The following is a 19844-nucleotide window of genomic DNA, read 5'->3' on the forward strand; positions in this document are numbered from 1 at the left end:
AATGATATAATTTGTACGTTAATTTTATAGTGCTTAATTTGAGGAACTAGGTGATTTTATGGATTTTACGATTAATTATTTATCCTTCTTTGTCGTTCAAGTCGACGGACAAGGAGAGCAAGCAGATAAGCGCTTTAAGCATTATCAAACATTAGATGAAGTGATGTACATAGATAGTGCGTTAAAAGAATTTCTTGATGGCGAATTAATGAAAGTCGCGAAAAGAAAAGTAGACCGGAACCCAAAGTCAGATTCAGTCCCAACGAAAATCGGTCGGTTTATTGTGGAACCAGGATATGATCTAGAAACAAACCCTAATTATAATATGTTTCATCGAATTCGTTCAGCTGCTTCAATAGATGATTTTAAAAATAGCAGTGAAGAGTTGGTTCAAGCTTATATGGATACAAGTGCGATAAGGGGAGGAGCACTACTTGTTCTTCGAGCTAAATTTAATAAATACTTTGATGAACCATTTGTCTTTGTTTTAAAATGTGATTTTGAACAAAAAGTAGCAACCATTACAGATGAAAAAACGATGATTCGTAACGTTGAACGAGCGATCACAACAAAAAACATGAAATCAATCCAATACCCCTACATGCCGGAAGAGGGTATGCTTGAAGAATGGGAGCTGAAAATCCACCAATCTTCTCATGCACGCTACTTCGAAGATTTCTTGAAATTCGTTGAGTATCACCAATCAATGCCAGAAATTATGAGAGAACAGGTCATACAATTCGCCCAACAGCACATCGCTGAAACGTATCAAGAAGAAAGTGAAGAACGGGTGAAGGAAGAGGAATACATTGAAGCATGGGCAAACACACCAAAGCGTGAATTACAGGAGAAATGGACGACAGAGCAGGTGGTAGAAGCCTCTGCCCACCTTGTCGAGCAAGCCCCGGAAATTAGTCTTAGCTTTAAATTAGATGAGGTTCAAGTGAAGGGGCTATTATCTGACTTTGGTGAAAACATTCACATTGCGAAGGTGAATGGGAAGTATGTGTTGTTAGTGGAAGGGTTCAGCCTAAATTTTGAGAAGGGGCATTCGCCAGTGGAGTTTTTGAAGCCTGAGAGCTTGGAGGACGTGTTGAGGAAGATTGGGAAGTAGGGAGAAATAGCGCTTAAAATAAAGGTTTTTGAGCCCAATTGTGACCCCAATTATGACCGCTGTTTGATCAAAAAAATCAATTGAAAAGGTTTCCTATATTACAAGGCACTCAATATGTGAGTGTAAATCCTCCGCTTTGAAGAATTAGAGAAAGTTGTTGATCCTTTAACGGTTGTTAAAGAAAAACTAAATGAATTAAAAAATGAACTTGCAGATAATTTGTTAAAGAAGTTAAGGGAAGTTCACTGGATGAAATTTGAGGATATAGTTGTTGAGTTGCTAACAGAAATGGGATATGGGGATGGAAAAGTTACACAAAGATCAAACGACGAAGGGCTAGATGGTGTTATCAAAGAAGATAAACTAGGTCTTGATAATATCTATGTTCAAGCTAAACGTTATGCTGCAAGAAAGGGTGTGTTTATTACAACCTCTTACTTTACAGAAAATTCCAGACAATATGCTGAACGATTAGAAGCAAAGAAAATTATATTAATAGATGGAACAGAATTGGCAAAATTAATGATTGATCATAATGTTGGGGTAGATATTAGTAATACATTTGTTGTGAAGTCTATTGACTATGATTATTTCAAGGATGAATAATAAGAAGTATAATTTCATGAACCATATTACTGAAAATTAGAGGTTGTAAGGATAGGGAAGTTTTTATACTAGGTACTTTTTATCGTTCCCATATGAGCTTTAAAGTGGAGAATCGAACCATATACACATGTTTTTTAGAGTTCCTTTGGAACGCGAAAATTATTTGCCGGGATTACCGGTACTTTGTTCTTTTTAGGACCTGTTCTGAATATAGGTTCAATCCGGATTATCAATGAATTTCTTAGGGACTCTAAACTTCCATCTCTGGTCTCAGCTAAAAGCTATTTCATAGGCTTTTCCGCATGCCTGATATGGCAAACTTATCGAAAGGTAAGGGCGTAAAGCTATGAGTCTAAGGTTTGTAATAACTAGGATTGCCAGGCTGCCATAAATGTTAGAATTTAATATTTTTGACAGTTGCTGTTTAATAAATAGCAGCTTTTTTTATGGTAAAACGGTTATAAATGGTCATTATTTCAAACTCTTTATTCGTTTTAGGAGGATATTACTACAATGTTGAAAGATGAAAAAAGTTATTCAAATATGGTTCTTGAATATTTAGATACAGGTCATTATATTTATCAAGATGGAAAATTAGTTTATGTAAATAAAGCCTTTTCCTCTCTTTTTGGTTATTCAAAAGAAGAAATTTTGGAAAAAGAATTTACGATATATGATTTATTTTCCTCTGAGGATATTCCTTTCATTCAAAGACAGCTCACTAAGAGAATCAATCAAGAAATAAAGAGCGTTCGATATCAGGCTTGTGGAATAAAGAAGGATGGAAGTTTTGTTGATGTCGATATGCATGGAACAACAGCAGAGCTGGATGGAGAACAAGTTATTATCGGAACAGTGATGGAGATGACCCATCAAAGAGAGTTTCTAAAGAAGTTATCAGATAGTGAGCAACGCTACAAGTCCCTTTTGTATGATAATAAAGATGCGATTTACTCTATGGATCTAAAAGGAAATTACCTTGAAATGAATCCGTCAGGTGAAAGACTTACAGGTTACACGGAAAAAGAAATGGTAGAAGGTTCTTTTCATTCTCTCATTGCACCAAAAGATCTAGAAAAAACGATCGCGTATTTCGAAAAAGCAAAGCAAGGAATGACTCAAAACTATGAGATTCAATTCTTTAACAAGAAAGGTCAGTGTCTTGACATTCATGTGACCAATTCGCCAATGTATGTCGATGGACAGATTGTTGGGGTTTACGGCAATGCTAAAGATATTACCAAGCAGAAGCAGACAGAACAACAACTGCGTGAAAAACACGATGAATTAGAGTTAATCTTTCAAAATACATCGGATGCCATCTTTATGATTGCCCACGATGGCAGCATCATAAAAGCGAATAGTCAATTTGTCAAAATGTTTGGTTGGACAGAAGATGAGCTCAGGCAATCTCCCGAGCATACGATTATACCTGAACATTTTAAAAAAGATCAACAGGCGCTGCTTCGTAAGTTCAAAGACGGAGAATCTATTTCTGATCATGAGGTTCAGCGAGTTCATAAAAATGGAAAGAACATTGATATTTTAGCTTCCTATAAGGCTGTTAAGCACCCTGAGGCTGTGGCAATTGCTATTTATAAAGATATTACGGAACAGAAAAAATTACAGAATCAGCTCATTGAAAGTGAACAACGTTATAAGTCCCTTTATGAATATAACTATGATACCGTTTACTCAATGGATTTAGAAGGTCATTTTATAGAGGCAAATCCATCCTGTGAGAAGTTAACAGGCTATACCACCCAAGAAATACAGAACATGTCTTTTCATTCCATGATTTCAGTAGAGGATTTACAAAAAACACTTCAGTACTTTGAAAAGACCAAAGAGGGATCACCGCAAAATTATGAAAGTGCAATTATTAATAAGCAGCGACAAAAAGTTTATATTAATGTAACGAATGTTCCTATTTATGTCGATGGTGAGGTTGTCGGTATTTTTGGAATTGCAAAAGACATTACAGAACAAAAGAAACAGGAAAAAGAAATTGAATATATGGCATACTATGATCAACTGACAGGACTTCCAAATCGAACATTATTTCGTGATCGACTCCATCAAGCATGGAAGCACTGTCAAAAAGAAAAGGATTTAATGGCTGTCCTATTTTTAGATTTAGATGGCTTTAAATCGGTGAATGATTCACTGGGACATCAAACTGGGGATCAATTATTAAATGAACTGTCAACTAGGCTGCATGGATTTGTTGACAGTGATCATACGGTTGCTCGACTGGGAGGGGATGAATTTACAATACTGCTTCCTGAGATAAAGGAAATAGAAGATGCTACAGATGTAGCCCAAAAAATCATTCATGCGTTAAAAGAACCGTTTGTTTTTCAAGATATTGAGTTTCATTTAACTGTTAGTATTGGACTTTCCTTTTATAATGGAGAAGATGATCTCGATGTTGAGACAATCATTAAGCAAGCAGATACCGCGATGTACCATGTTAAGGAACGGGGAAAGAATAATTATGCGGTGTTTAAACAAGAGTTGGATCAGCAATCGTTAAGAAAAGCCATCTTAGAAAATGATTTCCGCCAAGCATTAGTGAAAAAGGACTTTGTGCTAGAGTATCAGCCTATTGTAGATATTACATCAGGGGAAATGGTTTCCATGGAGGCACTCGTTCGATGGAATCATTGTAGTTTAGATCTTATTTCGCCAGCTGAATTTATTCCACTAGCAGAAGAAAAAGGTTTAATTATCCCACTCGGAGAATGGATCTTAAGGACAGCCTGCCAGCAGTGCAAGGATTGGCATGACAAGGGATTCTCCCCACTTAAAGTTTCGGTTAATGTTTCGGTCTTACAACTACAGCAAGGTCAAAAGTTTATTCATACAATTGAAAAAATTCTTGATCAAACGAAACTCGATCCACACTATTTAGATTTAGAGATAACAGAAACCGTCTTAATGCAAAATGAAGAAGCATTAATCGATATTTTAGAGCAAATTAAAAAGATGGGCATCAGCATATCCATTGATGATTTTGGCACAGGATACTCGTCCATGAGTCATTTAAAGAACTTTTCGGTCAATACATTGAAAATTGATCGCTCCTTCGTCAGCGATATGGATTCAAACGAAACCAGTCATGCCATTGTGAAGTCCATTATTGGATTAGCTAGCCAACTGCAGTTAAATACCATAGCAGAAGGAATTGAAAAACAAGAGCAATTACAGGCACTATATAAAGATAACTGTAAAGAAATGCAGGGCTACTACTATAGTCCTCCTGTTTCCCCAGAGAAACTGGAACACTATCTACAAAATGGCAAGAAACTCAATTATTAAAAGAAGTGGAAAAAGTGTAAAGTGCTTATTAAATGTCCTATTAAGAACGGTCACTTCAGTTCGTGACTTGAGGGAAAAAGGTGTGTATATTGTAATTTGCTGCGCAGCATTCCTGTAGTGCGTTAATTTCGACTTTGAAAAAAATAGAGCCCCTCAGTAAGATAAGAGTATAGACACTACTCTAAAGCTCAAATCTAAGGAGGAGCTCTTATATGAAGTTTAAAATGCAAGACAAACAAAATCAACTAATTGAAAGAATTTCTGATAAACATCTTGTTGTTGGTGTGGATATAGCTCAGCATGTTCATGTTGCACGAGCTGTAAATTTCCGTGGTATTGTCGTCGGTGATCCTCTCACTTTTGAAAAAATTTTTTCTTGAAAATGGATTGATTGCCAAGGTGCGAATTGACCACATTTGGAAATTTTGTGATTGTAAAGTAAAAGAGAGGATTGATTTACGATGGAAATATTATTATGGCAGGAAGGAGCCCCTTATGCTCAAGGGAATACTGTGATGAAGATAAACCGGCCATTTCACCATATTTGTTAGAAGGAGAAAGCAATCCAGCTGTCATTGTTTGTTCAGGTGGAGGATATGGAAAAAGAGCAAATCATGAAGGAGCCGATTGCAAAATGGCCTAAATTCGATCGGTATATCTGCTTTTTGTCTCCGTTATCGTGTCGCTCCATATCAATATCCATGCGCCCTGATTGATGTGCAGCGAGCCATTCGGATGATTCGCTACCAAGCAAAAAATTACAGAATTAACCCCGACAAACTAGCGATTCTTGGATTTTTAGCAGGTGGTCATCTTGCAGTAACTGATAGCCGAAGCCGATTGAAGAATATTTAAATGGGTGGGAAGGTAGGTAAAGATATTGCCTAAATAAGAAATGGATGAAGGTTTCTTCATCCATTGGATAACATTTTGGCTTTAAGAATTTTTCTGACAACTACCTAATTTGTCCATTTCCTGAAATTTGTAATTTTGTTGTTGTTAAAGCTGGCAAGCCCATTGGCCCACGAGCATGTAGTTTTTGTGTCGAAATTCCAATTTCTGCTCCGTAACCTAAAGCGCTCCCATCCGTAAAGCGTGTTGAGGCATTATGATAAACGGCAGCAGCATCAACTTCCTGTAAAAATTGATCTGCAATGTTTTGATTTTCTGTAATGATTGCCTCAGAGTGCTTTGTTCCGTATTGTTCGATATGACCAATGGCTTCGTGAACATCATTCACAATTTTAACAGCTAGATCTAAACTTAAATATTCTTCTGCCCAATCTTTTTCCTCAGCATCAACAGAACCAGGGATCATCTTTACAGCTTCCTTATCACCATGAACAATAATGTTATATTCGTTAAGCTTAGAAATCAGCACATCCTTATGATTCATAAACCAATCTTTTTGAATAAGTACTGTTTCTAAGGCATTACAAACAGCAGGTCGATCTGTCTTCGCATTAATAATGATATTTAACGCTTTTTCTACATCAGCTTCTTTGTCTACATAGATATGGACGTTACCAACTCCTGTCTCAAGAACAGGAATGGTTGCTTTTGTTACGACGGTCTCAATTAATGAACCACCACCTCTTGGGATGAGGACATCGATATATTGTTTTAAGGTAAACAGTTGTTCAGTCGCTTTTCTGTCTGTACTAGCGATAAATTGAACTGCGTCTACTGGTATTTTCGTTTTATTGAGTGCTTCATGAATGATAGAGATGATTGCTTTGTTTGAAGATAGAGCAGAGGAACCGCCTTTTAAGATGATGGCGTTTCCTGATTTTAATGCAAGTCCTGTTGCATCGACCGTTACATTCGGTCTAGCTTCATAAATCATACCTATTACTCCGAGAGGAACGCGCATATTTTTTACTATCAGTCCATTTTCTAATGTCCATTCAGATACAATTTCACCTGTAGGGTCGTTCAATTTAACAACCTCTCTTAGACCATTGGCAAAGTCATATACACGTTCTTTCGTTAGGAGGAGGCGGTCCATAAAGGCACGATCGAAGTTTTTTTCTTTTCCTTTATCCAGATCCTTTTGATTCTCACTTAATAAGAATGAGTAATTCTTTTCTAATTCATCTGCAATGATAAGTAAAGCTTCGTTTTTATCATTTGTAGACAAAATACTTAATGCTTTGCCTGCTATTTGGGCCTTCTTTGCTTGCTCTTTCACATTTATTTCACTACTAACTTTTGTACTCAAGCAGATTCTCTCCTTTAATTGTTAGTTTGGTGTAGTTATATTTGTATAGCAAACGAAGTCACTTTGACTAATGGCTTCATTTTTTGTCACTTTTATATGGTCTGGAATTTCCTTTAGTTTGAGTCTTCTGATTTCCCTTAGCTGCTCAGCAGAGTAATTAATGACACCACGTCCGACTTCGTCTCCATTCATATGACGTATAACAACAACATCGCCACAATCAAACGTTCCTTTCACTTCCCGAACGCCTTGTGGAAGTAAATGGCTTTGCTCTTCTGTAATAGCGATTCGGGCTCCTTCATCAATGATGACTTCACCTTTGGTACCAGAATTAAACGCGATCCAGTGCTGTCTTACATCTAGATCATCTTGCTCCGCGTTCGGTTTAAAGTAGGTTCCTTTTGCTTTATGGTTCACAGCGTCAAAGAGAATATTAGGCTTTGTAGCATCACCTATAAATGTTTCGATTCCTGCAGCTAATGATATTTTGACGGCCTCAATTTTAGAGCTCATCCCACCTGTTCCCACATCACTACTTGAGTCACCAGCAGCTGCTTCAATCTCCGGTGTAATCTCATTCACAACTTCTAAGAGCTTAGCATCTGGATTTGTGTGAGGGTTGTCATCGTAAAGCCCATCTATATCAGATAAAATAATCAATTGGTCTGCTTCAACCAACCCTGCCACTTTAGCTGATAATGTATCATTATCGCCAAATTTCAATTGCTTAATGGTAATGGTGTCGTTTTCGTTAACAATTGGCACAGCTCCTCGTTCTAGGAGGACTTGTATCGTGTTTCGGGCATTCATATAGCGTTTTTGATCCAAAAAATCACTTCGAGTAATTAGTATTTGTGAAGCTACATATCCATGAGATCCAAATCTTTCAGAATATGCTTCCATCAAAAGGCATTGTCCGATGGAAGCTGCAGCTTGTTTTTCAGCCAAGTTATGAGGGCGTTCTACAAAACCAAGTTTTCGATATCCTGCCGCAACAGCCCCTGAAGAGACCAATACAAGTTCATGACCATCATCTAAAATAAGCGCAATTTCATCCACTAAGCGGACTAATTTCCTTATACTAATTTCACCGTTTCGACTCGTTAATGAACTACTGCCAATTTTGACAACAATCCGTTTCTTTTGTTGACCTTCTCCCAATTGTATTCACCTCTATTTATTTTTAAAAAATATCATCTTAGTGTGTTTTCGGGTATCGTAGAAATCTCTTTAGAAATTTCTTTTGAACGTTCAGCTGCTTGTTTAATGCATTCAATTATAATTTCCTGAAATTGGTTATTTTCTAATACATTTAATCCAGCTTCTGTGGTACCTCCTGGACTTTTCACATTGAGATATAACTCTTTTGGTGTTTGGTTTGAGGATTTTAACAAGTCGATAGCTCCCTGTATCATTTGCAAAATTAATTCTTTCCCCAACTCTTGCTCTAAATGAAGTTCTTCTAACGAATGAAACATGCCTTCAACTAAATAATACATGTAGGCAGGACCGCTTCCAGCTATAGCAGTGACACTGTCCACATCTTTTTCTAGTACTTGTTTTACGATGCCAACTGCTTTAAACAACGATTCTGTGATTGCTAGGTGTTCATCGCTGACGTATATACCTGGAGAGATAACAGTTGCTGAAGAGCCGACCGCTGCTGATGTATTAGGCATCACGCGAATAACTGGGGCTTTATGACCTAGTAAATATGAAATATAATCAGTTGTGATTCCGGCGAGCACTGAAAGGATTAGTTGTTTTTCTGATGTGTACGATCGAATAGTTTTAATAGCTTCTTGAACTCCAGCTGGTTTCATTGCGAGTATGACAACATCAGCTTCTGCTAAGACCTGTTCATTGCTTGAGCTTACTTGTACACCATATTTTCCTTTCAATTCAAGAAGTCGTGCTTCGTTTTGACGGTTTGTAACATATATATTTTTGGGGGGCATTTTCTTTTGCTGAATTAAACCTGAAATAATTGCTTCAGCCATAGATCCTGCGCCAATAAAAGCTAACTTGTGGTGTTGTGTCACTAAATATCATCTCCAATTGGTAATTGTTTTTAACATCTTTTGTTAAGTCGTCATAAATTATTCTGCCCGGTCAATAGGAATTGGATAAGAGTCTAAGTCGATAAATATGAATGAATATATTACTATTTAGGTTTACGTTGGAAAGACATTGATATGGTGAGCCAAACGTTAATACAACGTTAACACAAGATGTTACACAGGTGCAAAAAACGAAAAGTAGGTTGGTGCTATTTTGTAAATTTCTTGAATGATTTTCCGTAAAAGATATAATGACAAATTAGATAAATAATAAAATAAATGGGCAAGGAGTAAATATGTTTCCAACCAGTTGGCTGATATAGTTCAATCCAAATAAAAAATGGTTCAATAATGTAGGACGTTGCAAGTGCAAAGATTAGACCTTTAAGGTAGTGGTTAAGCTTAGGCTTCAGCTGAAGTAAGGTCATAAGGGTAATAGGCATTAGAGTTGTATCCCAAGGAAGGAATGCAGGAATTAATGGTAAAACAGAATGTTTATAATACCAAAAACCCAATTGAACGCCAAGAGAATCTAGAAAAGTTGAAAGAAACATAACAAAAAAACCAACAGTCAACAAACGTAAGGTACTGTCTTTCTGTCTAAATATAAACCATAAAATCCAAGGAATGATGCTAAGAGCCACTCCTATCCACCATTGCCAAGTAAAGAGAACGCTGTCCAACCATATTGAAAGCTTTTCAATAGTGAGATCACTGACTTGATCATATAGTTCTTCTAATTGTTTTTCGTCTTTTGGATCATGCATGATATGCTCCTTAGTTACTTTAAGAGGGTATTTGGACTTTGACTTTGTATAACGGTGATTATTTGATGGGTAAAATGCTTGATCCCCATAGTAAATGTTTTACTATAGGAGTCAATTTATGCACATTATCGCTCTATCCATCCATCCTCTTTTTTTAAAATTCTCTTGCTACTGTCGATTCAAGATCAATTTCTAAGTGCTCCAGGAAAAGCCCCGAAGAGAATTAGATTTGAATTCTGCATTTGGATCCCAAGCATAATTAAGGAATTTTATAGAAGACGTAATATTTGACAATTAAAATGCAAGTAACATACAGTTGAAAGTAAGTTATTTCCTTTGTGAAATCTAAAGAAGTTGGCATGATAAAGATAGGAGTGTGATTGGATTGGCAAAAATCGTTATTATTTCAGGTGGTCCTTCAAAAACAACAAGGTTAAAAGGAATTATTGATTACGCAAACAACTTTCTGAGTGAAAAAGGATTAAACGTAGACGAATTACATGTAATTGACATTCCTGCTGAGGACTTAATTTTAGCTAAATATAACAGTGAAGCTATTTTAGCAGCGAATAAAAAAGTGGAAGAGGCCGACGCTGTTATTGTCGCTAGTCAAGTTTACAAGGCTTCGTTTACAGGTATTTTAAAAACATACTTAGATTTACTCCCACAAAAAGGACTGGAAAATAAAATTGTCTTACCGCTTATGCTAGGTGGTACGATTTCGCATTTATTAGCAATTGACTATAGTTTGAAACCAGTTCTAGCTTCTTTAGGAGCAGAAAATATTATTAAAGGTGTCTTTACGCTTGATACGTGTGTAACTAGAGGAGAGGGTGGAAGTACAACAATTGAGGAGGAAGCGAAAGAACGATTAGAGGATTCCTTCCATAAATTGGTGAAAGAACTAAAAAGACAATAGGTTACTTCATAATAGGAGCGAACTTCAAAAAGGAAGTTCGTTCTTTTTCATGTTGTGCGGAAAGTATTATTGTGTATTGTACATACTAAAAGTAGAAGAACCATAAAATTAAAGATTCAAAAAAGGAGTTGAAGAAGAAAATGCCGATGTTTTTCGGACAGTCAGGTGCTAGTACGGGTAGTTATCAGTTCCCTTTTTTAGGATTATTTGACGCTGATTTCGATGGAGATATAAAAGGTGAGCATGATGCTTACGACATATATGTAAATGAAGAATTTGTTGGGAAAAAGCTACTCCTCACCGAATCTGAAAATGTAGATGATGTTGTTAGTTTTTTAAAACAACAAGGAGTGCAGCAAGTTTCGGCTCAATTAGATGGAGACCATTATATTATTCGTTCAGAGGAATCAGAGCGAATAAAACAAATTCTTGATGCTTATTTGCAAAACCGCTAAATCAAAAAAATCAGACCCCATTGTGAGTACCATAAAGTGCTTGGGGTCTGAAACTTAATTTTGAGACAACCTCATTTTCTTATTTATCCGACCAAGACTTTTCATTTAGCAAGCTCGGTGGTTTTTCTCCTCTCAAAGTGGCTCGTAAATTTTTAGCCGCTAGTTTTGACATGTTATATTCACACTCCGTTGTTGAAGAACCGATATGTGGCAAAGTAACAATATTTTTTAAAGTTAAAAGGGAATTATCTGGATTGGTTGGTTCCTTTGCGAACACATCGATACCAGCTGCATGGATTTCTTTTTTGACTAAAGCATGATAAAGAGCCTCTTCATCGACATTTTGTCCACGTGATCCATTTATGAAAATAGCACTTTTTTTCATTTTCTGAAACTCTTTTACTCCCATCATTTTTTCCGTTTCTTTCGTAGCTGGAACCATCAAACAAACAAAATCTGATTGCGCAAGAAGATCATCTAATTCACAATAAACTGCTTGATACAATTCTTCAGCCTCTTTGTTTCTTGAACGGTTATGGTAAAGAATATCCATCCCGAAACCGAAATGAGCTCTTCTCGCTATAGCTCGGCCAATATTCCCCATTCCGATAATACCTAAAGTTTTATGATGTACATCTACACCATATTGATCTGGTTGAAGAGAAATATCCCACTGCCCTGACTTTACAAACTCATCTAATTCGGGAATTCTTCTAGCAGTTGATAGCAGTAGACCGAAGATTGCATCCGCTGTTGTATCATCTAAGACTCCTGGGGTATTTGTAGCTATAATTTTTCGTTTCGTTAATTCTTCAAGGTCTAAGTTATCATAGCCAACGGATACGTTACAAACCACTTTAAGATTGGGAGCGTTGTCTAATAGTTCTTTCGTTACTTTTAATGCAAGTCCAATAATGCCATCAGCTTTTTTTAATGCAAGGTTAAAATCTGGATTTCCTATGTATTCATGGTTATGGAAACTTGTCACCTCGTACTCTTCTTCTAACTCTTTAATGACTCGATCATCAACTCTCATATAGACAAGAACGTTTGGTTTCATAAAGACTCCTTTCAATCGATAATACGTAAAAACTTTATCACAAAGTAACTTTTTTAACCAATGTTCATAGGCAATGAATGGAGGTGCATGAAAAAAATTCTAAAAAAGTGTTTGAATTTATTGTAGATTACTATATAATGACAATATAAATTAATTTAATAGAATTAACTAGGGGAGTCCAACGAGTTGGGCTGAGAAACATGAACGATAAAGATTGTTGACCCTTTGGACCTGATCTGGCTCATACCAGCGTGGGGAAGTTTAAGAAAGTTTTTTATGACTATACTTCTATCAATTAGCCGGGTCCAAACCATTTGTTTGGTTCCGGCTTTTTTATGTATCTTCAGCTTCCTTCCTTTTTATGGTCTAGATTTTGTCCTTTCTATTTCAAAAGGAGAGAGATCAATGTCCACACCTTCATTAAACGAAAAAAACATTTCCATTATGTCTAGCTTTTCAGGCAGTAAAAAAGTGTATGTCCAAGGTTCAAGGTCTGACATTCAAGTACCTATGCGAGAAATTGAATTAAGTCCAACATCAGGAACGGTTGGAGAAGAGGAAAATCCGCCAGTTCGCGTATATGACACAAGTGGTCCATACACGGACCATCATTACAAAGTTGATATAACAAAAGGGCTTCCTGCTCTACGCAGCACGTGGATTCAAGAACGAAATGATGTGGAAGAGTACGAAGGGCGTAAGATTAAACCAGAGGATAATGGGTACATATCGGCTGAAGACCCACGTGCCAATTCTCATATTTTCCCTGGGTTAGAACGAAAGCCGTTGCGTGCGAAAAACGGTAAAAATGTAACACAGCTTCATTATGCAAAAAAAGGGATCATTACACCAGAAATGGAGTTTATCGCAATACGAGAAAATCTTGATCCTGAGTTCGTGCGTTTGGAGGTTGCGAGTGGTAGGGCGATTATCCCAGCAAACATCAACCATCCGGAAACAGAACCGATGATTATTGGACGGAATTTTCATGTGAAAATTAATGCGAATATTGGGAATTCTGCGGTTTCTTCATCAATTGAAGAAGAAGTTGAAAAAATGACTTGGGCAACGCGCTGGGGTGCTGATACGATGATGGATTTATCGACAGGTAAAAACATTCACACAACACGTGAGTGGATCATTCGGAATTCTGCTGTTCCTGTTGGCACGGTTCCGCTGTACCAAGCACTTGAGAAGGTAAATGGGATTGCAGAGGATTTAACGTGGGAAGTATATCGTGATACGTTGATTGAACAAGCAGAGCAAGGGGTTGATTACTTTACAATCCATGCAGGTGTTCTCATGCGTTACGTTCCACTAACGGCAAAACGTCTAACAGGTATTGTTTCTCGAGGTGGGTCGATTATGGCACAATGGTGTTTATATCACCATCAAGAGAACTTCTTATATACTCATTTTGAAGAAATTTGCGAAATTATGAAAACATATGATATTGCGTTTTCTTTAGGAGATGGGTTACGACCAGGATCCATTGCTGATGCAAATGATGAAGCGCAATTTGCCGAATTAGAAACTCTTGGCGAACTAACAAAACTAGCTTGGCAGCATGATGTTCAAGTCATGGTGGAAGGACCGGGACATGTACCAATGCACTTAATTAAAGAAAACATGGATAAGCAGTTGGAAATGTGCCACGAAGCACCATTTTATACACTAGGTCCATTAACGACTGACATTGCTCCTGGATATGATCATATAACATCAGCTATTGGTGCGGCGATGATTGGTTGGTTTGGTACAGCGATGCTTTGCTACGTAACACCAAAAGAACATCTCGGATTACCAAACCGTGAAGATGTACGTGAAGGGGTCATTACGTACAAAATTGCCGCTCATGCAGCTGATTTAGCGAAGGGGCATCCAGGTGCACGAGTTCGTGATGACGCTTTATCAAAAGCTCGTTTTGAATTCCGCTGGAGAGACCAATTTAATCTAGCACTTGATCCGGAACGTGCACTAGAATACCATGATGAAACGCTGCCTGCTGAAGGGGCAAAAACGGCCCATTTTTGCTCGATGTGCGGACCGAAGTTTTGCAGTATGAGAATTTCACATGACATTCGTCAATATGCGAAAGAAAATAAACTAGAAACAAGTGAAGCGATTGAAAAAGGTTTGAAGGAAAAAGCTGAGCAGTTTAAGAAGTCTGGCGGAGAAATTTACCAGTAAACAACAAGGAGGTTTTCGTGGTGAAGGTGCCTGATATTCAAAGAAAAATTGATAAATTGAGGGAGGATCTGCATCTCTGGGAAACTCACTTAAAGGACGTACAAAATAAGTGTCACCATTCATTTGAAAGTACTCCACTTTATAAAAGGTGTTTGCATTGTCAAAAGGTAGAAGCTTTATATTACTAGGTCATATAGTAAGGAAAGATTACTAAGTTTCATAAATCATATTCGAATTTGGTCTCACCGAAGTACCCTCTGAACATAAACTAGTTTCAGGGGGTGTTTTTCATCATGTATGGCAGGTATGGAAGACCACCAGGGCCACCTGTAGGCCCACCTTATCATCCGTATCAACAAAATGCAAAGACTCCTAAAGCTAAGAAGCCTAAGGCATCATCATACAATATTCATGATTTATTTACAGGAAAAAATTTAGATATAATTGCAGCAGCTTTATTATTATCAGGTAAGTTAAAGGTGGATGCTGTTGAGTTATACCGATCATCACCTGTAGTTACAGTTACTTTATTAGGAGAGTATCTAACTCCTGGAAATGGTAAATCGAATGCTTTAGCAGACTTCTTAAAAGAAAATGGAGATATGACACTTGATGATGTTTTTGATGCCTTTCAACAAAGAATTGAGGAGGATTAAATTAAGTGGGAAAAAAACGATCGGGAAACTATGAAAGTGGATTTGATGGGAAAGGTTTTACAGGTGCTATTTTAGTGGGGGTATTGCTTTCTTTATTAGTATTTGGATCAAAAGATATTGATGATTTAACGGATGCTCCAGATTAATCTATAACTTTATAATAAAAGGGCAGGCTGTGGAGAATCACTTCTCAACAACCTGTTTTTTGTATGCATGGGGGCTAGGGTCGTTTGAAAAGAGAGTTATTCTTGTTTCTTTTTATCTAAAAGAGCACGTTCTTTTGGCGTGAACACTCTTGAACGTGTTAAAAAACGTTTGAAACCGATGTTTTTCCCCATGAGGCTTTCGCAGCATCAAGGGCAAGTTCAATATCTTCAGCAGTTGACCTAGCAACCTCACAAAAAACATCCCCAGTGACAGGGGTTACATTTTCAAAATATTGACCTTTCACAGGGGTTGTCCCATTCGCCATTAATATAATTCTCATACCTTCTCTTAAAGGTTACTTTCGAATTAGGTGTACCTGGTTGAGCGTAGATCATTATTTATTTCCTCCTTAACAAAGAGAGAACTATCCCTCTGTTCATCTTTTTTAACCCCTTACATAATAGGTGTATTTTCTTTATTGCTAGATTATTCCTATTGCTAGATTTTTTAGAAAACTAATATAATAAGAGTTACCGAAAAGAGTTCTTTCATTAACACAAACTAGTAAACTTCAGGTAAACTACGTAGAATAAGTTAGTCGCTAAAAGAAGAAGAGAAATCTTTGTAAGTTGAAACCTTTTGTCATGATTGGTCGTTTCATCAGTAGAGAAATAAGTTGAGAGTATAGACGGAGGTTGCAAACATGGAAGAACAATTAATCGAGCGGGCCAAGAAAGGCGACGATGACGCCTTCCAGCAATTAATTGAGCAACATCTTAAAACAGTCGAAAAATTCGCATTTCAAATTGGTGTCTCACCAACTCATATTGAAGATGTAACTCAAGAAGTCTTTATAAAGGTGTATCGTTTTATTCACAAACACAACCGTGGAAAATTTACAACATGGCTGTATTCCATTACGTTAAATGTTATCAGAGATTTTTATCGGAAAGAAAAACAAATGAAAAGAAAAACAGTTGAACTACAAAAGTATGCCTCACAGCAAATGTATTTTAATGACCATTTTGATGAGGAAGCCCAAGAACTGCATCAAATGATCCATAGGTTAGAAGAAAAATACAAAATTCCAATTGTCCTACATTTTTTCCATGGGCAAAATTATCAAGAGATCGCTAAGGTACTAGGGGTAACAGAAGGGGCAATCAAAACGAGAATTTTACGTGCAAAGCAAAAACTCAAGGCGGAGTATGAAAAAGTAGGTGAGCAACTATGAGTAGAAATAATTTTGATGAGACGATGGAACGATTAAATAAATACTATGAAAAAATGCCGACTCAATCATCTTCTGCGGATATAATGGCTAACATAAAAAAGAAAAAGAAACGAAATTGGTCTTGGGCGAGGTCGTATCAACGTTGGCAAGTAGCAGCATTGGTTGTTCTTATGTTGGGAATTGGCTACGTGTTAGGAGCTAGTCAGCTTTCAGGTGGTAATGAATCAGCATCGCCAATCAATTCAGCAGCTGATCAAGCACCTATGGAGAGTATGAGTATTACGGTGGCAGAAGATGAGCCTGAAAAAGAAGAAGCTGTTAGTGAGAATAGAATTCTTGAATCCTTTACTGGTGAAGAAGAGACAAAGTGGATTCAGATTGTTGATGAAGAGGGAATGGACGATGAGAAGCTAGTTCGTAGGTTAGAAATCGAAGGTCTTTCTTTTACAACATATTATGATCATGAGTTTGAAGTGGAACATTTCATAAATGAGAAGGAACAATCCGTTCAAGTTTTTGTAAATTACGGTCAAGGTCGTGTCGAACCAGTACTGTTTGAGGTTTACAAATTTGCAGATTCGAGCAGCTATGATCAAGTAGTTGAAGCTTATAAGACAATGATGCTTGAGTCAGGGTATTTGGAAGTTGAAACAAATAACTATTTTGAGACTATAGGGGTTCCAGGGCAAGGTGTGGAAGAATTTATGTTTGAAAAAGATGGCGTGAAAGCTCATGTAGTGCCAGTTGAACATGTAGATGGTTATTATTTCCTAAGAACAAGTTCATTTAGCATAGACAATTTAGAAATGATTGAATTCAGTGAAGGATTTGGTCGAGAGTTAAAGGTGATTCTTGATGAGTTTAGTTGGGTTTATTAGTAACTTGAAAAATTAAACAAATAGGTTGTTTTAAAAGGCGCTGAAAAAAGGAAACCAACTTTTTTTAGTGCCTTCGTTGTTTTGGGCTTTTATTTCTTTGTCTAATATTGAGTAAGTCATATTGTCCTTTTTCTTTGTAACTAATTCAAAATGTAGTAACATATAACTGAAATGGAATACATAGGAGTCGATGGAAGGGAGCTTGATCAAATGCCACAGTATAAATCAAGAGAAGAAGTCCCATTAGAGGAAAAGTGGAATTTAGCTGATATTTATGAAGACATTACACAATGGGAAAAGGATTTGCAATCAGTTGAAGATCGATTGCCAAAGTTAAAAGAGTTTGATGGGAGCATTAACGATGCAAAGTCGTTATATGATTATCTTGTTCTTAGTGAGGAAACAGGTTATACGTTTAAAAAAGTGTATGTTTATGCAATGCTTCAGGTGGATTTGGACACGAGAGATTCTAATTCTCAATCGTATCTAGATCGTGCTAAAACACTTGGTGTTAAACTTAGTTCAGCAACATCGTTCTTTATGCCATTTCTCTTAAGTTTAGAGGAGAGTAGATTGAAAGGCCATATTAGCGAAATTGATGGCCTTACGTATTTTGAAGAAGATCTTTTAGAATCATATCGTTATAAAAAGCATGTACTTACAAAAGAAAAAGAGGAAGTTTTATCAGATCTAGGAGAGGCTCTTTCAGCTCCAAGTAATACGTTTGGAATGATTAATAATGCTGATATTAAGTTTGGTGAAGTGACAACAAAAGAGGGAGAGAAAGTTGAACTGACTAGAGGTATGTACTCAAAATTAATTGAAGACGAAAATCGTGATGTCCGTCTTGAAGCATACAAAGCTTACTATCAGCCATATGTTCAACTAAAAAATACGATTGCATCTACCTTAGCTTCGGCGATTAAAAACAATGTGACGTTATCGAAAATGCGTCAATATCCTTCTGCTTTAGAGAAATCTTTATTCTCTGATATGGTTCCAAAAGAAGTGTATGATAATTTAATTGAAGCAACTAAAGCAAATATTGCACCGTTACATCGTTATGCGGCGATTCGAAAAGAGGTCCTTGGGCTTGAAGAGCTACGTCAGTATGACTTGAATGTTCCTTTAGTAAAGGATGTTAAAGAGGACATTTCTTTTGAGGAAGCATATGACACCATGTTAAAAAGCTTGGCGCCACTTGGAGAAGAATATGTTGAAACTTTACGTAGCTTCAAAGAAAAGCGCTATTTTGATGTTAGAGAAACACCGGGAAAGAGATCAGGAGCTTACAATTTAGGGCTTTACGGGGTTCATCCATTTGTACTGCTTAATCATCAAGATGACTTAGATAGTTTATTCACACTTGTACACGAGTGCGGGCATGCGATGCATTCATGGTACTCATCCAAACATCAACCCCAAATTACGGCGGGGTATTCAATCTTCGTTGCCGAAGTAGCATCCACTGTGAATGAAGTGCTTCTTATTCGCTATTTGTTAAAAACGACTGAAGATGAGAAAATGAAAAAGCATTTACTTAATCATTTTATTGACAGTTTTAGAGGCACGCTTTTTACTCAAGTAATGTTTGCTGAGTTTGAGAAAGTCACACATGAAAAGGCTGAGAATGGAGACCCATTAAATGCAGATGTATTTAATGAGGTATATGAGAGTATTTTTAGAGAATTTAATGGGGGTGAAGTTGTCTTTGATGAGGAAGTTAAATACGGCTGGTCTCGAATTCCTCATTTTTATCGTCCGTTTTATGTATATAAATATGCAACTGGTTATGCAGCAGCCATCCATATTGCAGACCAGCTTCTTGAAGGAAAGCCAGAAACTCTCGAGAAGTACCTTACATTCTTAAAGAGTGGGAGTTCCGATTACCCACTTGAGTTATTAAAGGCAACAGGTGTTGACTTGACCAAACCTGAGCCAATTAAAAATGCATTATCGATATTCGGTGAGTTAGTTGATGAATTTTCAAAACTATAATTTTTGCTATGAGAAGGGAGTATCTCAAAGGTCAAAATTCAGACCTTTTGGGATAACCCCTTCTTTTTCATGTCCTTGATCTTTTTCCCATGTATGAAAATGTAATTCCACCGCATCTTATAAAGGAATAAAACGTATGAAAAAGCATGATTTGACCCATTCGACCTACTTTTTGATACGTTTCAAGATGAATGAAGGATGTGTTATGACGATTGGCG

At 36.9% G+C, this 19844-nt stretch carries 18 protein-coding genes, 2 pseudogenes and 2 riboswitches; of the genes and pseudogenes, 14 read left to right on the forward strand and 6 right to left on the reverse strand.

The features are described 5' to 3' along the window. The first annotated feature begins 58 nt into the window (after positions 1-58). The 6 genes and pseudogenes from AC1FXP_RS00265 to AC1FXP_RS00290 all read left to right on the forward strand — a co-directional run bounded on the left by AC1FXP_RS00265 (position 59) and on the right by AC1FXP_RS00290 (position 5896). Entirely contained in the window at positions 59-1114 is a 1056-nt protein-coding gene (locus AC1FXP_RS00265; RefSeq protein WP_480057945.1) for a DUF3900 domain-containing protein, read from the forward strand. 219 nt (positions 1115-1333) lie between these two features. Next, the gene (locus AC1FXP_RS00270) at positions 1334-1720 is read left to right on the forward strand and encodes a restriction endonuclease (protein ID WP_480057946.1); all 387 of its coding nucleotides are present in this window, start codon (positions 1334-1336) and stop codon (positions 1718-1720) included. 303 nt (positions 1721-2023) lie between these two features. Continuing rightward, positions 2024-2110: riboswitch (cyclic di-GMP riboswitch) on the forward strand. A gap of 123 nt (positions 2111-2233) precedes the next feature. Then, entirely contained in the window at positions 2234-5041 is a 2808-nt protein-coding gene (locus tag AC1FXP_RS00275; RefSeq protein ID WP_480057947.1) for a PAS domain S-box protein, read from the forward strand. Positions 5042-5253: 212 nt separating this feature from the next. Beyond that, positions 5254-5403: pseudogene (locus AC1FXP_RS00280) on the forward strand (IS110 family RNA-guided transposase); the annotation flags it as partial. A gap of 113 nt (positions 5404-5516) precedes the next feature. Further along, on the forward strand, positions 5517-5684 hold the full coding sequence (locus AC1FXP_RS00285; RefSeq protein ID WP_480057948.1) for a hypothetical protein: 168 nt from the start codon (positions 5517-5519) through the stop codon (positions 5682-5684). Then, on the forward strand, positions 5669-5896 hold the full coding sequence (locus AC1FXP_RS00290) for an alpha/beta hydrolase (protein ID WP_480057949.1): 228 nt from the start codon (positions 5669-5671) through the stop codon (positions 5894-5896). Before AC1FXP_RS00285 ends, AC1FXP_RS00290 begins: the two co-directional genes overlap by 16 nt. 100 nt (positions 5897-5996) lie before the next feature. Here AC1FXP_RS00290 and AC1FXP_RS00295 read toward each other — a convergent pair whose 3' ends face one another. The 4 genes from AC1FXP_RS00295 to AC1FXP_RS00310 form a co-directional block, all read right to left on the reverse strand. Continuing rightward, positions 5997-7262, reverse strand: a complete 1266-nt coding sequence (locus AC1FXP_RS00295; protein WP_480057950.1) for a glutamate-5-semialdehyde dehydrogenase — start codon at positions 7260-7262, stop codon at positions 5997-5999. A gap of 21 nt (positions 7263-7283) precedes the next feature. Next, positions 7284-8423 (reverse strand): glutamate 5-kinase, encoded by a 1140-nt coding sequence (proB, locus tag AC1FXP_RS00300; protein ID WP_480057951.1) that lies wholly within the window; start codon positions 8421-8423, stop codon positions 7284-7286. Positions 8424-8455: 32 nt separating this feature from the next. Next, complete coding sequence (proC, locus tag AC1FXP_RS00305) at positions 8456-9304, reverse strand: pyrroline-5-carboxylate reductase (RefSeq protein WP_480057952.1); 849 nt, start codon at positions 9302-9304, stop codon at positions 8456-8458. Between the two features lie 227 nt (positions 9305-9531). After that, the gene (locus AC1FXP_RS00310; protein WP_480057953.1) at positions 9532-10089 is read right to left on the reverse strand and encodes a CBO0543 family protein; all 558 of its coding nucleotides are present in this window, start codon (positions 10087-10089) and stop codon (positions 9532-9534) included. A gap of 376 nt (positions 10090-10465) precedes the next feature. Between AC1FXP_RS00310 and ssuE the strand changes: the two genes are divergently transcribed. Both ssuE and AC1FXP_RS00320 read left to right on the forward strand, forming a co-directional pair. Continuing rightward, positions 10466-11008, forward strand: a complete 543-nt coding sequence (gene ssuE / locus AC1FXP_RS00315; RefSeq protein ID WP_480057954.1) for an NADPH-dependent FMN reductase — start codon at positions 10466-10468, stop codon at positions 11006-11008. 140 nt (positions 11009-11148) lie between these two features. Further along, positions 11149-11463, forward strand: a complete 315-nt coding sequence (locus AC1FXP_RS00320; protein ID WP_480057955.1) for a hypothetical protein — start codon at positions 11149-11151, stop codon at positions 11461-11463. A 79-nt stretch (positions 11464-11542) separates the two neighbouring features. On the opposite strand, the gene AC1FXP_RS00325 is transcribed toward AC1FXP_RS00320, so the two are convergent. Further along, positions 11543-12523, reverse strand: a complete 981-nt coding sequence (locus AC1FXP_RS00325; RefSeq protein ID WP_480057956.1) for a 2-hydroxyacid dehydrogenase — start codon at positions 12521-12523, stop codon at positions 11543-11545. Positions 12524-12683: 160 nt separating this feature from the next. Beyond that, positions 12684-12798, forward strand: a riboswitch (TPP riboswitch). 130 nt (positions 12799-12928) lie between these two features. Here AC1FXP_RS00325 and thiC point away from each other — a divergent pair. The 3 genes from thiC to AC1FXP_RS00340 all read left to right on the forward strand — a co-directional run bounded on the left by thiC (position 12929) and on the right by AC1FXP_RS00340 (position 15515). Then, positions 12929-14713 (forward strand): phosphomethylpyrimidine synthase ThiC, encoded by a 1785-nt coding sequence (gene thiC / locus AC1FXP_RS00330; protein WP_480057957.1) that lies wholly within the window; start codon positions 12929-12931, stop codon positions 14711-14713. A 293-nt stretch (positions 14714-15006) separates the two neighbouring features. Then, complete coding sequence (locus AC1FXP_RS00335; RefSeq protein WP_480057958.1) at positions 15007-15369, forward strand: hypothetical protein; 363 nt, start codon at positions 15007-15009, stop codon at positions 15367-15369. 5 nt (positions 15370-15374) lie between these two features. After that, complete coding sequence (locus AC1FXP_RS00340) at positions 15375-15515, forward strand: hypothetical protein (protein WP_480057959.1); 141 nt, start codon at positions 15375-15377, stop codon at positions 15513-15515. A 170-nt stretch (positions 15516-15685) separates the two neighbouring features. Here the strand turns inward: AC1FXP_RS00340 and AC1FXP_RS00345 are convergent. Next, positions 15686-15911 (reverse strand): annotated as a pseudogene (locus AC1FXP_RS00345) (aldehyde dehydrogenase); the annotation flags it as partial. A 308-nt stretch (positions 15912-16219) separates the two neighbouring features. Between AC1FXP_RS00345 and AC1FXP_RS00350 the strand changes: the two are divergent. From AC1FXP_RS00350 to pepF, 3 genes are all read left to right on the forward strand, one after another. After that, the gene (locus tag AC1FXP_RS00350) at positions 16220-16750 is read left to right on the forward strand and encodes an RNA polymerase sigma factor (RefSeq protein WP_480057960.1); all 531 of its coding nucleotides are present in this window, start codon (positions 16220-16222) and stop codon (positions 16748-16750) included. Beyond that, the gene (locus tag AC1FXP_RS00355; RefSeq protein ID WP_480057961.1) at positions 16747-17628 is read left to right on the forward strand and encodes a hypothetical protein; all 882 of its coding nucleotides are present in this window, start codon (positions 16747-16749) and stop codon (positions 17626-17628) included. Before AC1FXP_RS00350 ends, AC1FXP_RS00355 begins: the two co-directional genes overlap by 4 nt. 210 nt (positions 17629-17838) lie before the next feature. Then, positions 17839-19626 (forward strand): oligoendopeptidase F, encoded by a 1788-nt coding sequence (pepF, locus tag AC1FXP_RS00360; RefSeq protein WP_480057962.1) that lies wholly within the window; start codon positions 17839-17841, stop codon positions 19624-19626. Positions 19627-19844: the final 218 nt, after the last annotated feature.

Source organism: Halalkalibacter sp. HAAS-P013 (genome assembly GCF_056619925.1).